Source organism: Planotetraspora sp. A-T 1434, assembly GCF_025420585.1.
GTDB lineage: Bacteria > Actinomycetota > Actinomycetes > Streptosporangiales > Streptosporangiaceae > JAOEGB01.
This window is the reverse complement of the sequence record NZ_JAOEGB010000021.1, coordinates 34,563-47,083: the sequence shown is the minus strand read 5'-3', so window position 1 is coordinate 47,083 and position 12,521 is coordinate 34,563. Positions and strand designations below refer to the sequence as shown.

Here is a 12,521-nt window from a genome sequence, read left to right as displayed (position 1 = left end):
GGGCTGTGTACGGCCGGGCTGTGTACGGCCGGGCTGTGTACGGCCGGGCTGTGTACGGCCGGGGTGTGTGTCGCCGGGCTTCGGGAGATGCCCGTGGTCGGTGGCGTGATCCGCGGGGCGGTAACGCCTCTGCGGACGCGCCGGAAGACGCTTGGTGCGGCACTGGGTGTGGCCCTTGTCCAGGGTTGCGCCGACGTGGCCCAGAGGCCTGTCGACGCGCGGGGAGACGCGACCCATTCCCAAGAACGCTCCTCCATAACGGCATGCTTACGCCAAGGAGATACCTGCGTCTTAGGCACCAAGGTCCTTAATCACCATATCCTGACAGATGGACCTCAAACCAGTGAGTTTCGCCGCTAAGCCGGTGGGCAGCACGGCAGCACGCGCCGGCGGTAGCCGTACAGGATTGAGGGGGAAACCATGGAGACGCCGCACTATGCGCCGCACTACGTCGCGGCCCGCGTCCAGCGGGTGCTCGCTGAGGACGACCGGACCAACGAGCTGGGCATCCGGGTGGACGTTCGCGGGGAGGAACTGTTCCTCCGGGGCCAGGTGTCCAGCGACGAGCGCCGGCACCAGATCGAGGATGTCGCGCGGGAGACGGCTCCCGGACTGAGGGTGCACAACGAGATCAAGCTCGTGGAGGTACGCGAGCCGGGGGAGGAGGAACACCTGTGAGGGACCTGCGGATCGCCGCGGTGGCGGACATCCATCTGGGCGAGGACGTCCGCGGCCACTACCGGAAGAAGCTCGAAGGCATCGAACAGCGCGCCGAAGTCCTGCTCGTCGGTGGGGACCTGACCAGGCACGGGACGGTCCAGGAAGGCCGCGTGGTCGCCGAAGAGCTGCGGGACCTGCCCATTCCGGTCGTCGCCGTGCTCGGCAACCACGACTACCACTCCGACGCCAACAAGGAGATCATCGAGGTCCTGAGGGACGCCGGGATCACCGTGCTCGACGACGACTCCACGGTGGTGCCGCTCGACGGGCTACGGCTCGGCGTGGCCGGGGGAAAGGGCTTCGGCGGGGGGTTCGCCGGCAAGTGCGCCAGCGAGTTCGGCGAGCCGGAGACCAAGGCGTTCGTCCGGCACACCAGGGAGATCGCCGAGCGGTGGCGCCTGGCGCTGAAGGGCCTCGAAGCCGACCACAAGGTCGTGCTCAGCCACTACTCGCCAGTCAAGGACACCCTTACGGGAGAGCCGCCGGAGATCTACCCGTTCCTCGGCAGCTACCTCCTCGCGGAGGCGGCCGACGCGGAGGGGGCCGACCTGTTCGTGCACGGCCATGCCCACGCGGGAACCGAGAAGGGCATGACCCCCGGCGGGATTCGCGTACGGAACGTCGCGCTTCCCGTGATCGAGCACGCCTACGTCGTCTACTGCCTCAACGGGGACGGCGACTGCTGATCAGCGCGTACGGGGCGGCCTTTCATGGGCGGCCCTTACGCGTGCCCTGTCTTGGTGTCGCCCAGTCTTGGCGGTGTTGTAGAGAAACGTGCGTCCTTTTCCGCAGGCGGCTTTCTGTAGGTTTTGTCCGCGCAGCTTCGCAGACACACGGCTTTACGCGGGACGGCTTGTCCGGGGCAGCCTTGCGTGGACAGCTTTGTCGGGGACAGCTTTGTACGGGCGGCGGCCGGTCGCTAAGCCGGCCGCCGCCCGTCGTATCAGGGCTGAAACGGTTAGGGATTGAAGATACTGACGCCACCCGGGCCGACGAGGAACCCGAGGACAATGAGGACGATCCCCCAGAGGATGTCCCGACGGGCCAGGATGACGTAGATCCCGGCGATCACCAGTACTACGGCGATGATCCAGAGCAGAGTAGCCATGGCCCTCAACTGCCCTCACAAATGGGCTCGTAACATCACCAAGCCCCAGAGGAAGTCGAATTTGCCGCTCAATACCTCCGCCTGACGTTTGCTTTACCGATGCCGGGCATGTGAAGAACATGACAACGTTCGGATACTTCCTGTCAAGCGAGGAGCACGACCCCAAGGAGTTGGTACGGCAGGCCAAGCTGGCGGAGCAGGCCGGCTTCGAGGCGCTGTGGATCTCCGACCACTTCCATCCCTGGCTCGACGAGCAAGGCCAGAGTTCGTTCGTCTGGTCGGTCATCGGGGCACTGTCCGAGGCCACGTCACTGCCCGTGACGACCGCCGTGACCTGCCCGCTCATCCGGATCCATCCGGCGGTCATCGCGCAGGCGGCGGCGACGGCGCAGATTCTGCTGGACGGCAGGTTCCGTCTCGGCGTCGGAACGGGCGAGGCACTCAACGAGCACATCCTCGGAGATCGATGGCCTCCGGCGGAGGAACGCCAGCAGATGCTGGAGGAGGCTCTGGAGATCATCCGCGAGCTGTGGACCGGTGAGCTGGTGACCCATCGGGGTGAGTTCTACGAGGTCGATACCGCGAGAATCTACTCATTGCCCGAGCGGTTGCCGCCGATCTACATCTCCGGCTTCGGCCCCAAGGCTGTCGACCTGGCCGGACGGCTCGGCGACGGGTACATCTCCACGGCTCCGGCGGCGGACCTCGTGGAGGCGTTTCACAAGGCCGGCGGTGAGGGGAAGCCCTCGGCGGCCGGGGTCAAGGTCTGCTGGTCGACCGACGAGAGCGGGGCCCGTCAGACCGTCCACCGGCTGTGGCCCACGAGCGCCATCCCGGGTGAGGCCAACCAGTTGCTGCCGCTGCCGCGGCATTTCAAGCAGCTTTCGGAGCTCGTCACCGAGGAGGAGGCCACCAAGTCGATCGCCTGCGGGCCCTCTCCGGAGGCACACCTCGCGTCCATCCGGCAGTACGTCGAGGCCGGTTTCGACGAGGTCTACATCTCGCAGATCGGCCCGGAGCAGGACGGGTTCTTCGAGTTCTACTCTTCGGAGATCCTGCCTCGGCTGCGGGACGGCGAATAGTCCCGGAAGTACCTTCCAGGGCGTACGACGAATTCCACGATCGCGCTGTTGTGATTTGGGATGGCGTTGCCGTAATTCGCGTGCGCGCCGACGTGGGTGAGAGGGGGTGGCGCCGGGCGGCTGGGGCGATGCGGGTGTCCGGCGAACCTACGGTGCGCGGCCGTTCTCAAGATCGCGGCTCACGTGATATGTGCGGCCGCCCGTGGGCGACTGGCCGCGCTTCCGGGCGCGGAGGAGTGACATGAGCGGCTGGATGAACCAGAGCCAGGCGCTTAACAAGCCCACTGCCACTCCGATGATCGCCGCTGGCCACCCACCCGTCATGGCCTCGACGACCAGGCTGGTCGAGCAGGCCATGGAGATCGCCAGCGAGATTCCGCCCACCACTCCCAGCCGGTTGGCCCGGCGGAGCAGGAGCTCTTTCAGCCCCGACCTGAACAGGATGCGCTGCTGGGTGGCGGGGGCGATGAAGCAGATCGACGCCACCGCCGCGGTCACGACCGCGACGTAGAACAGCCCGTGACCCATCGTGTCGATCTTGTGGAAGCCGGACGAGAAGGGCAGCGTCAGTAGGAAGGCGAACAGGACCTGCACGCCCGTGCCGGCGACCCGGAGCCCCTGCAGCAGCTCGCCGAGCTCGCGATCGACGCGCTCCTTGGGGGTCTCCCCGGGGTCGGCCAGAGGTTCAAGGGTTTCACCCATCGGAGGCCTTCATCAGACGGCTGTAGGCCAGTTGGAGCCAATCGGAAATCGCCACCGCCGCCATCGTCGCTCCGGCCACGCGGGTGAAGCGGGGGGCGAAGACCATGCCCGCCGCGTATCCCGTCGCCACCCACTGGGCCAGACAGAACGGGCAGCTCACCAGCTCGCCGAGAGCGTGCCGGAGCCCGGAGCCGCGGACCTCCTCCTTGAGCTCCGAAGGGCCGGAAACGCCTACATATCGGGTGAACGGCGCCCGGATCGGGCTCGTGACCGTGTCCTTGGCCAAGGTGCGGGACAGCCGGTGCGTGAAGAGGCCCATCAACATGAGATCCATCGGGCTGATCTTCTCCGGCGCCCTGCGGCCGGTCAGCTTCGCCGCCGCGAGCAGGACCGAGACGGCTCCGCCGTACACCCCGAGGACCCGGGCATATCCCTCGAGTGGGCGGCTCTCATCGCCTTCGTAGTCGCGCTGGATTTCCTTGAGAGTCTCCGTCATGGCACGCGCCCTACCCCGGATTGTTTGCGACGAACCTGGTTGGGCAAGCGTCGTGAGTGGGTAGTCACAGTCACGCCGTCACCGACGCGATCCTCGAAACGCTCAAGCGCGCCGGCGCCGGCCTCAAGGAGGCCGGGGTGCGCTTCGCTCTTGCCGGAGGATGCGCCGGCTATGCCAGAGGCGCCGCGCCATCACTACACGACGTCGACTTCGCCCTGGTCGAGGAAGACGTCCCCCTCGCGCTGAAAACCCTGGAGAACCTGGGATTCCGTACCGCGAAACCGCCGGAGGACTGGCTGGTCAAGGCGTTCGACGAGGAGGGCGTGCTCGTCGACATGATCTTCTCGCTCGCCGACCGGCCGGTCACCGAAGCCATGATCGCCCGAGCCGAGATGATCAACACGGCCGCGCTGAGCCTGCCGGTCCTGGAGGCCACCGACCTGGTCATCTCCTGGATCCTGCCGCTCTCGGAGCACACCTGCGACTACGGTTCGCTGCTGCCGATGGTCCGGGCCATGCGAGAGCAGGTCAACTGGGACCGGGTGGCCGCGGTCGTCGCGCCGTCGCCGTACGCGTCGACCTTCGTCACCCTGCTCGAACGGCTCAACGTCATCGCCCCGACCTCGCCGTCCGGGGACAGCCCGTGGCCGTGATCCGGCCGAGGCCTGATCGCCCGGCCCCGAAGGGGAGGTGACCTTAAGGGGCCGGGTGTGAAGGAAGACATAGCCGGCTCCGCACAACGCGTACGGACAACCGCGGACATGTCGTATAAATAGCCCCGGCCCTGTCGTACGGACAATCGGGACATGAGGAAAGGGCCGCGCCTTCCGGCGCGGCCCTTCCGATCAACTAGGGGATTGATCGAGTCTTACAGGCCGCCGCCCGTGTAGGGGAAGCGCCCGTAGTACTCGCCGAGACGGTCCCGGTAGGCCGATTCCTTGAACGCCGACTCGTCGAACTCCGGAGCGTTCTTGATCTCCTGCTTGGTCCTGCTGACGAACACCTTGCGCTCCTGCGGGTCGATCTGCGTGACCACGCGCGCCGGCAGCATGACCTTCTTGCCGAAGATCCAGGGACCGGTGTCCACGACGATGTAGCTCTGGCCGACCTCGTAGGTGGCCTCGTCGACGGACCCGATCTTTCCGTCCGTCGCCTCGACGTCGTATCCGATCACGTCGAGGTTCTGTCCGGTGTCGTACACGTTCTCGGGGTACGACCAAAGGTCCGGTGTCATGGTTTCTCTCCCTTCGTTGCCACACCCTCTACCCGAGCCGAAAGCCTGAAACATCGACGAGGGGTTAGGCCCGGGTGGCCGCGGGGTCAGGTCACCCTTCGACACTGCTCCCGCCGGTGGCTCCGGGCGCCTCCGAGTGCCGCTACCCTTATGGGGGTCGCGCGCCGCTAGCTCAGTTGGTTAGAGCAGCTGACTCTTAATCAGCGGGTCCGGGGTTCGAGTCCCTGGCGGCGCACACCGCATCCGACCAGCGCATCCACGGTTCCACGGTTCCGTGGGTGCGCTGGTCGCGTTCAGGCCCCCGGTCGGCGACTCGTGTTCCGTCCCTGTGCGCTGGAACGCCGCCAGTCCCGCCAACCCGCCATGGAGGATGTTCCGCGCAGCGGATGCTCCATTGCGGTGTCACACGACGGCCTCAGGCGCCCGCGGCGGCCAGTGGGCGTCGTCAGATTCGGGGGGCGCGACTCTTTGTGTCCCGCATCGGAGGGGGACGAGTCGGCTGAGCGAGTCTGCCAAGCCCTTCGCTGTTTCGGAGCAAGCCGTCGGTTCTTGCATTTTGGGCTGCCCTTTAAGGGATTAATCTGCTTCCTTCTGGGATGGGCCGACAGGGCCGTCGGGATGGGACTTTCCGAAGGCGCCAGGGCCGCGGGATGTTCTTCGGGGAGGTGGGACAGAGGCGGGCGAAATGTGCTGGGATGGCAATGGGCATCGGTCCCGGGAGGCCATTCTTGGACAAAGGTATTCTGCAGCCTTTTGTGGGGCGGGAGGCTGAGTTAGCGGTGCTGGAGGAGGTGTGGGGTGCGGTCCGCGGGCGGCGTGCGCAGGTCGCGGGGATCGTGGGCGCGACAGCCGTGGGGAAGACGGCACTGGTCGCGGAGTTCGTGCGGCGGACCGGGGCGGACATCGCCAGGACGGTGGCAACCCCCGAGGGGATGAGCGTGCCGTGGGGCACACTGCGGCAGCTCGCCAAGGGGCTGCCCGGGTCAGAGCTGGCGCGGGTGGTTGCGGAGGGCGGCCCCAGTCCAGAGGCGGAGCCGTGGTACGTCGGGCAGATGGTGCTGGCCGATCTCAAAACGGCCGGCGAAATCGTTCTTTTCGTGGACGACGTCCAATGGGTGGACCCCAAATCAGGGCAGGCGCTCAGGTTCGCCGCGCAACACATGTTCGGCATTCCCGTGCTAATGATCATTGTGCACAATGACGGCCATCAGTTCGATGACGGGTGGCGGCACATCCTGGAGATGGACAACAGCCGGTCACTCAGTCTGGGCGGCCTTTCACCGGGTGAGCTCATGCGGCTCGCGACGGCTGTCGGGCGCCCGGGGCTCTCGCCGACCGGCGCGGCCCGGCTCTTCGAACACACGTTGGGCAATCCGCTGCACGCGCGGGCTGTCCTCGACCAGGTGCCGATGCACGTGATCGTCAACGGTGACGGGGCCCTTCCGGCGCACCGCAGCCTGGCCTCGTCGATCGCGGCGGCATACGACCGGTGCGGCGAGCGGACGCGGGCGCTGCTCGACGCCGGGGCCGTGCTGGGCGACCCCTTCCCACTGGCCAGGGCGAGGGAGCTTGCCGGGCTCGACTCGACCGGGGCCGCTCTCGACGAGGCGGCCGGGGCCCTGCTGATCCAGGAGGCGCCCGGCACCGCCGGACGCGAGGTCGCCTTCCTCCACCCATCCGTTCGCACGACCGTCTACGACCGGCTCAGCGTCGTCGCCCGCTCTTCCCTCCACCGCGCCGCCGCTCGCCTCACCGACGGCCCGGAGGCTCTGCGGCATCGGGTCCGGGCGGCCGACGGGCCGGACGCCGACCTTGCCGCCGACCTGGACCGGGTGGCTGGACAGTTACTGGAGCGCGGCCTGGTCTCGGCGGGCGCACAGGCCGCCCGTACGGCTCTCGACCTCACCCCACCGGGTCCCGACCGGGTTCCGCGGTTGCTCACTACCGTCGAGGCCCTGCTGGTCGCGGGGGATGTCATCGGCGCGAGCGAGTTTCCCGTCGAGGCCGGCGGCGACGGCAGCCCCTGGTGGAACTACGTGGCCGGCTACCAGGCCCTGCTCTCAGGCCGCGTCGAGGAGGCCGCCGAGTTGTTCGCGGATGCCCTCGCCAAGGTCCAGGCCGGGCAGCCGAGCCCCAAGGGCGCGCCCCAGGACCTGGAGGCGAGGATCGCGACCCAGCTCGCGATAGTGGGAATCGTCACCCTGGCCTACCAGTCCATGATCAAATACGGGTCGGTCGCGCGATCGGCCGGAACTCGTAGCCCAAGGGTCGCGGCCTTCGCCGAATTCGCGCAGACCGTCGGCCTCGCCTTGGCCGGGCGCTCCGCGGAGGCGCTGGAGATCCTCGCCCGGCCCGACACCGGCCTGACAGCCGGGCTCGACCGACTGGTGGCCCGGGGAATGGTCAGGCTCTGGACGGACGATCTCCCGGGCGCCGACCGCGATCTGCGCGAGGCCGTCGACCGGGCCCTGCTCGGCGAGCCGTTGCGGGTCGGCCAGGCAATGGCTTTCCTCGGAGAGGTCCTGTACCGTCGGGGCGAGCTGACCGAGTCGGTGCAATGCGCCCGCCTGGCGGTCGGGGACGCCGAGGCCAACCAGCGGGTGTGGGACTACGCGCTGCTCAACGGCCTGGCCTGCTACCCACACGCCGCGATGGCGCTGTGGCAGGAGGCCGAGGCCCACGCGGCGACCGCACGGGAGTGGGCGCCGCTGGTCGGCAGCCGGGCGGGCCTGGTGTCGGCGGCGGTGGCCGATGCCCTGATCGCCCAGGCCCGCGGCGACGATGAGCGCCTGCTCCGCGCCGCCGAGCAGGTAGAGGAGCTCTTCGATCCGCTGGAACCCGGCACCTATCTGCTGGGCCCCGCCCGCGCCGACGCCCTGACGGGGCTGGGCCGCCTCGCCGAAGCCCGCGACGCCCTGGACCTCTTTGAGCAGCGGTTCCCGTCGGAACGCGACTCCCACCGCATGGGCATCGGCCGGGTCCGAGCAAGGCTGGCCCTCGCCGAAGGCGACCACGGGGCCGCCCTCGTCCACGGCCGGGACGCCCTCGCGCTGGCGGTGAAGGTTGGATTGCCCCTTGAGGCCGCTCGGATCCGCGTCCTGCTCGGGGAGGCACTCGCGGCGGCGGGCCACAAGACCCGCGCCGAGATCACGATGGTCGAGGCTCTGACCGCGCTGGACCGGATGGGCGCCCGCGCCTTCCACGACCGCGCGACCGACCTGCTCACCGCGCTCGGCCTCTCCGCCGAGCCGCCGAAGGCGGCTCTCACCCGGGGCCAGCACAGGGTGGCGGTCGCCGCCGCACGTGGGCTCACCAATCAGCAGATCGCCGACAGGCTGAAGATCAGCGTCAAGACTGTCGAAACCCAGCTCAGTGCGGTCTATCGGATCCTCGACGTGTCCCGGGACGATCTGCGCCGCCTCTTCGGCGACCGCGACTGACTTCAGGGTGCCTTTCCCCATTCTTCGGGGTGCCTTCACTGATGTCAGTCGCCTTCCGCCGGATCACGCTCCTGGTATGGCGAATCCGATTCCCGCAGTCCTCTGAACGGCGATGCCATGGGAGCTCTCGCGGGTGCGCTGGCTCGCCGCCGTGCCGGTCCGGACGACCGGCCCGTGCGCCGGCTGCGGGGCCGACCCCATGCCTGGCGGAACGGCCGTCTGCTGCGGAAGGCCGATCTGCCTGCACTGCATCTACGGGTCGAGTCACGACGTCTGCCCTTTCTGCGATGAGAGATTTATAGAGGCGAAGATGGTGGACCTGCCTGACTTCAGCGGCTTCTCCGGCCACGACCTGCCGGACGTCCCGGACGTCCCGGACGCCCTCGACCCGTCCGACCACCTCGACCCCGGCGCCTCGGACGGCACAGACCCTCACGGGTCGCACGACCCGTACATCCACCCCGATCCCGCGCAGCACGACCTGAAGTTCGGCGCGGGCCAGTGCGTCCACTGCCACGGGGGCCGCACTGTGTGGATCTCCTCGCAGACCGAGGAACCCTGCTGGTACTGCGGCGGCTCCGGGATAGCCCCCTGATGCCACTCGGGAGAAGCTGACGTGGAACCGATCACCGCCAGCCTGCTGGGCGTCTACGCCCTCAGCCAGGCCGCCGGCCACGTGATGAACTGGTACAAGGGCAAGCGCGACGGCTCGTGGCGCGAGCAGCAGGACTACCTGGCCAAGGTCAAGAACGAGCAGATCCAGCGGTCCCACGAGAACCTCCTCTCCCGCGACCGCGAGAACTACGAGCGGTCGCTCCGGCGGGAGCGCGAGGCGACGGCGCAAAGGGAGCGCGACGCCGCCCTCGCCCATGAACGGACCCTCGAACGCGACCGGCAACTGGCCGCCGACCGTGCGGAGGAGGCGACGATCGCATACGGCCGGGCGCTGGAGCGCGACGCGTACCTGTCCAAGCTCCGCGTTGAGGAGGCCGAGCTCGCTCTCGAAAGGTCCGAGCATCTCGCGATCGTCCAGGCGAGGCTGCAGTTGGAGACCCAGCGGGAACTGCAGCGCCGCACACTGGAGCAGGCCAACAGCCCCTTCGCGGAGCCGTTGGAGAAGATCCGCGAGCGGGTGGAAGAGAGGACGGGCGGCGGCAGCGTGCCCGCAGTGATCATCGCTCCCTTCCACGACGCGGAACCCGGCGCGGTCGTCAAGGCCGACCTGGGCATCCGCCAGGCGTTGAGAACAGCGGCTTGGGCGCAGGATGTCGAGATCTTCGGCGGACTGGTCAACCGGCCCCTCATCTGGACCGACACCGACATCCAGACCATCAGGATGCTCCTGCACGACCTGCCGGTGGTGCTGGTCCAGGGCCAGGTGCAGGCGGGCGCCCGCGCCTGGGTGTCGATGACCGCCTGGAACCTCGGCGACACCAGCGGCACCCGGGTCGTCGACGTGGACTTCCCGCCGATGATGCTGCCCGGTGTCGAGGAGGGCCGCCCGGCCACCACAGTCGAACGGCTCGCCTTCGAAGACCACGTCTCCGGCCTGGTGACGCTCACCACGGGCGCCTACGCCGAATGGTTCCACATCCTGAAGAGCGGCCGCCCGCCGAAACTGCACACCATGCTGCCCGACCAGTACGACGCCGAGCGCAGCGTCCTGGCGGCCAACAGCGCCGCCCTCTACGAAATCTGCGCCGAGCGCGGCCTCGTCACCGAAGACCGCTCCCGGTTGACTCAGGCCGTTGTACTCGCTGAGGGCGGCCACACGGCCCGTGCCGTGGACCTCGTCAGAGCGGGTCTCCCCGCCCTGGGGTCGGCCCTGGCGGGCGGAGCGCACGACCCCGAACTCGCCGATCTGCTGAGCCGCCTCATCGCCCTGGTCGAGGACGGCACCGACGAGGAGACCCGACGGATGTTCCACATGACATTGGAAGAACTGCGACGGCAGGCCGTCCTGTACCGGCTGGGCTGGGGGGAGGCACGATGAGCGGCAACCATCGCGTGGTCGCGGCGATCGACTTCGGCACGCACGGGACGGGCTTCGCCTGGGCGGTCGTCAACGAGACCAACCGGGAGATGACTCAGCGAGAGATCTTCTACTTCGAGGACTGGGGCTCCCAGCAGGTCGTCTACGCCAAGAATCTGTCGGCCCTCGTCCTTGACCGAGACGGGAAGTTGCTGGAGTGGGGTTACGCGGCCGAAGCCCTCTGGTACAGCGAAGGCCCTGTGCAGGGCCGCCGGTACTTCTCCGGCTACAAGATGGCCCTGCAGGCCAACATGAGCAAGAAGAAGGAAGTCAAGGTCGGCGAGGGCGACGGCGTGCTGTCCGATCAGGTCGACGACGTGCAGAACCTGATCCGCCTGTGCCTCAGGCAGGTCTACGAGAAGGCTATTGATCACATCAAGCGCGGCGGAATCTACACCGAGGACGACATCCGCTGGTGCATCACCGTCCCGGCGATCTGGGACGACTACACGACCGACCTCATGTACGCCGCCGCCGTCCAGGCCGGTCTCCCCGACGACCGGGAGCGGCTGCTGTTGTCGCCGGAACCCGAGGCGGCAGCGCTGTACTGCATCGTCAAAGGTGAGGAGGCGTTGCAGCGTCCGGGCCAGGTTTTCATGGTCGTGGACGCCGGCGGTGGCACCATCGACATCACCTCCTACCGGGTGGAGCCGGGCCGCAAGCTGAGCCAGCTCGCCGCCGCCAACGGCAACAAGGCCGGATCTGAGTACCTCAACCGGTTCTTCGTCACCGAAGTGCTGTGCGACCGGTTCGGAGTGGGCTTCATCGAGAAGATCTCCAAGAAGCACCCGCACGTCCTCTACCAGCTCGTCAAGTCGTGGGAGGGGCTCAAGCGGACGGTGACGACCACTTATGCCAAGAACCTCACCCTGCCGCTGACCGCCGAGATGTACGCACTGGTAGCCAAGGACGCCGAGGCGTCCGCGCGGTTCGCGGAACGACAGGGGACGGTCGGAACGGCGATCATCATCCCGGCGCAGGAGGCCAGGGATGTCTTCGAGCGGGTGGTGTCCACGGTCGTCGAGGAGACCCGCCAGCAGCTGGCCCGCATGCGGACCGCCGCCGGGACGAGCGGGAGCGAGGTGGCCATCCTGGTGGGCGGGTTCGCCGAGTCCCCGTACCTCAGAGAGCGGCTGACCGAGTATCTGGCCTCGGAGGGCGTCGCGCTGCATATCCCGCAGCGCCCGTCGCTGGCGGTGCTGGCGGGTGCCACCCATTTCGCTTACGACCCGTCCGTGATCCGAGCGCGCCGGGCGCCGCTGACCTACGGGGTCGGCACGGCGAAGTTGTTCCGCAAGGGCGTCGACCCGAAGGCCAAGCGGTTCGAAGACGAGGACGGCCAGGTTCTGTGCGCCGATCGGTTCGATGTCTTCGTAGCCAACGGGGATCCGGTCGACACGGACTCCTTCGAGCGCAGCACCTACGTTCCGGTCTACGAGGCGCAGACGGGCCTCCAGATTGACGTCTTCTCCACCCGCGCCGCCGATCCGGAGTACACCACGCAGGCGGGAGTCGACCAGGTGGCCTCAATCGAGATCAGCCTGGAGAAGTCCATGCACTTGCCCCGGGACAAACGGGCCGTCGAGGTCAAGATGTTCTTCGGCGAGTCGCGGGTGCGGGTCGAGGCAAAGAACCTGGACTCGGGAGAGAACAACCATGCGGAAATCAAATGGAAGCCGACATGGTGATTGGCCCTCGCAGATTGGT

Annotated in this window: 12 protein-coding genes and 1 tRNA gene; 9 read left to right on the top strand and 4 right to left on the bottom strand. The window is 67.9% G+C overall.

Annotated features, from left to right (window positions below; genetic code table 11):
- The first annotated feature begins 420 nt into the window (after window positions 1-420).
- Both N5079_RS24940 and N5079_RS24935 read left to right on the top strand, forming a co-directional pair.
- Window positions 421-678, top strand: coding sequence for a BON domain-containing protein (locus N5079_RS24940; RefSeq protein ID WP_261586471.1), 258 nt, complete (start codon window positions 421-423; stop codon window positions 676-678).
- A complete protein-coding gene (locus N5079_RS24935) occupies window positions 675-1,406 on the top strand; it encodes a metallophosphoesterase (RefSeq protein ID WP_261586470.1) in 732 nt (243 codons plus the stop codon). The genes N5079_RS24940 and N5079_RS24935 overlap by 4 nt, the downstream gene beginning before the upstream one ends.
- Before the next feature lie 272 nt (window positions 1,407-1,678).
- Here the strand turns inward: N5079_RS24935 and N5079_RS24930 are convergent, their stop codons facing one another.
- The gene (locus N5079_RS24930; protein ID WP_167530303.1) at window positions 1,679-1,828 is read right to left on the bottom strand and encodes a GPGG-motif small membrane protein; all 150 of its coding nucleotides are present in this window, start codon (window positions 1,826-1,828) and stop codon (window positions 1,679-1,681) included.
- A 119-nt stretch (window positions 1,829-1,947) separates the two neighbouring features.
- Between N5079_RS24930 and N5079_RS24925 the strand changes: the two genes are divergently transcribed.
- A complete protein-coding gene (locus tag N5079_RS24925; RefSeq protein ID WP_261586467.1) occupies window positions 1,948-2,910 on the top strand; it encodes an LLM class F420-dependent oxidoreductase in 963 nt (320 codons plus the stop codon).
- A 147-nt stretch (window positions 2,911-3,057) separates the two neighbouring features.
- Here N5079_RS24925 and N5079_RS24920 read toward each other — a convergent pair whose 3' ends face one another.
- The gene (locus N5079_RS24920; RefSeq protein ID WP_261586466.1) at window positions 3,058-3,612 is read right to left on the bottom strand and encodes a DUF6328 family protein; all 555 of its coding nucleotides are present in this window, start codon (window positions 3,610-3,612) and stop codon (window positions 3,058-3,060) included.
- Window positions 3,605-4,108 carry a DUF1360 domain-containing protein gene (locus N5079_RS24915; RefSeq protein WP_261586465.1) on the bottom strand — a complete coding sequence of 168 codons (504 nt, stop codon included), beginning with the start codon at window positions 4,106-4,108 and terminating at the stop codon, window positions 3,605-3,607. The genes N5079_RS24920 and N5079_RS24915 overlap by 8 nt, the downstream gene beginning before the upstream one ends.
- 56 nt (window positions 4,109-4,164) lie before the next feature.
- Between N5079_RS24915 and N5079_RS24910 the strand changes: the two genes are divergently transcribed.
- The gene (locus N5079_RS24910; protein ID WP_261586464.1) at window positions 4,165-4,761 is read left to right on the top strand and encodes a nucleotidyltransferase family protein; all 597 of its coding nucleotides are present in this window, start codon (window positions 4,165-4,167) and stop codon (window positions 4,759-4,761) included.
- Window positions 4,762-4,976: 215 nt separating this feature from the next.
- On the opposite strand, the gene N5079_RS24905 is transcribed toward N5079_RS24910, so the two are convergent.
- Entirely contained in the window at window positions 4,977-5,342 is a 366-nt protein-coding gene (locus tag N5079_RS24905; protein ID WP_261586463.1) for a PRC-barrel domain-containing protein, read from the bottom strand.
- A gap of 161 nt (window positions 5,343-5,503) precedes the next feature.
- On the opposite strand from N5079_RS24905, the gene N5079_RS24900 reads away from it, so the two are divergent.
- From N5079_RS24900 to N5079_RS24880, 5 genes are all read left to right on the top strand, one after another.
- Window positions 5,504-5,577, top strand: a tRNA-Lys gene (locus N5079_RS24900).
- 520 nt (window positions 5,578-6,097) lie between these two features.
- A complete protein-coding gene (locus N5079_RS24895) occupies window positions 6,098-8,782 on the top strand; it encodes an AAA family ATPase (protein WP_261586462.1) in 2,685 nt (894 codons plus the stop codon).
- A gap of 310 nt (window positions 8,783-9,092) precedes the next feature.
- Complete coding sequence (locus tag N5079_RS24890; protein WP_261586461.1) at window positions 9,093-9,377, top strand: hypothetical protein; 285 nt, start codon at window positions 9,093-9,095, stop codon at window positions 9,375-9,377.
- A gap of 21 nt (window positions 9,378-9,398) precedes the next feature.
- A complete protein-coding gene (locus N5079_RS24885) occupies window positions 9,399-10,775 on the top strand; it encodes a hypothetical protein (RefSeq protein WP_261586460.1) in 1,377 nt (458 codons plus the stop codon).
- Entirely contained in the window at window positions 10,772-12,502 is a 1,731-nt protein-coding gene (locus N5079_RS24880; protein WP_261586459.1) for an Hsp70 family protein, read from the top strand. The genes N5079_RS24885 and N5079_RS24880 overlap by 4 nt, the downstream gene beginning before the upstream one ends.
- The last annotated feature ends 19 nt before the right edge of the window (window positions 12,503-12,521 follow it).